This is a genomic window from Lentzea sp. NPDC004782 (assembly GCF_040609115.1).
Taxonomy (GTDB): domain Bacteria; phylum Actinomycetota; class Actinomycetes; order Mycobacteriales; family Pseudonocardiaceae; genus Lentzea.
The window spans coordinates 1-1,298 of sequence record NZ_JBEXJN010000161.1 but is presented as its reverse complement, the minus strand read 5'-3'; the positions used below and the strand labels follow the sequence as shown (position 1 = coordinate 1,298).

At 40.4% G+C, this 1,298-nt stretch carries 1 protein-coding gene; it reads right to left on the bottom strand.

Translation table 11 applies throughout. The annotated features are described in order from the left end of the window. Positions 1 to 1,298 (bottom strand): phage/plasmid primase, P4 family (locus tag ABZV40_RS46425; protein WP_355456519.1); only part of this gene is annotated, 1,298 nt, incomplete at both ends.

The following is a 1,298-nucleotide window of genomic DNA, read 5'->3' as shown; positions in this document are numbered from 1 at the left end:
CGATATAAGGCGCTTATAAAGGCGGTCGGTAGAAAATCACTGACGAACTCCTCAAACATATCATTTACAAAAGACAATACATTGTCATTGCTGATTTTAAAGTCATCTAACAGCCCTTGTGTGGCTTTCGGTTCGTCAAACTTCTCAAAGTTAAGTGATAAGGCGATTTTAAGCACGTACTCTAAAACGTCTTTGCGTTTAATATAATCATCCTTTATTTTCCAATCGTCATTATCTGCGGTAAAAGACTTTTCAAAAGGCACGATAAGCAAACGTCTGTATGTTCCATTTGACTTATTTCTAAACTTTGGCAAGAAGTTAGTGGATTGTATAACCAGCTTATTAAATACTGCTAAGGTGGGTTGCTTTCCTTTCGCTTCAATCGGTACTGGGTCGCCAGTCACTACTGAAAAGTAATTTCCTGCGTTGTCTAAGTAACTGACTTGGCTGTCATCTCCAATAATACAAGTTTTGCCAACCACTTGGGAAAGGGCGAACCGTTCCGCAAATTGTTCAGCTTTGACACTTGCCACGTTCTCACGTCCGATTAAGTTCATGATGAGGCTCTGAAATGTACCTTTGCCGTCATTTCCTTTACCGACGAGCCAAACGCCTTTACGATAGGAGTAATTGCCGTTGGTACTTGCGGAAATAATCTGCCATAAAAGGCTAACAAGCTCCTTATCTCCACTCATGAGGTCTAACAGCCAGCCGTCTACGTTCCAACCGTTGATATTGGGTACTTTTGCTTTGTCGTTGTACTTGGTCGCAATGGTTGAGGTAAAGACATACTTGGGACTAAACGGCTCTAATTGCTGGGTTTTCTTATTGAAAATACCGTTCGCAACTGGGATAAGATGAGCTTCTGTGGTTTGTTGCTTAACCTCTGCTAAAGTTTCAAGTTTAAAGAGGACCTCTTTAGACCGTGCCTGACTGTATGACGGTTCTAGCCAATAAATGAGCCGATGAAAGAAGTTTTCGTTTGTTTCATATATGCCTAGTTCAGGGTTGTAAACGCCTAACAGTCCGCTTTGGTGGTCTAATTTGATGACTTTTAGCGTCTTATAGATTATTCTTGCTGTCTCTAAAGGAGTTAATGATTTCGGTGGCTTGCCGTCCTCTTTAGGTGTGCTTAAAAATAAGTTACGGTGTTCAAAGAATAGTTTTCTAACAGCTCTAAGCGTTTGAGTGTTTGCTTTGACATAGTCAGGGCTATTAATGATTTCTTTTTCTTGTTCTAACCAGTCTTTCAAACTGTCTTGATAACCTGCGATATTGATGACTTTTTTGCCGTCTTC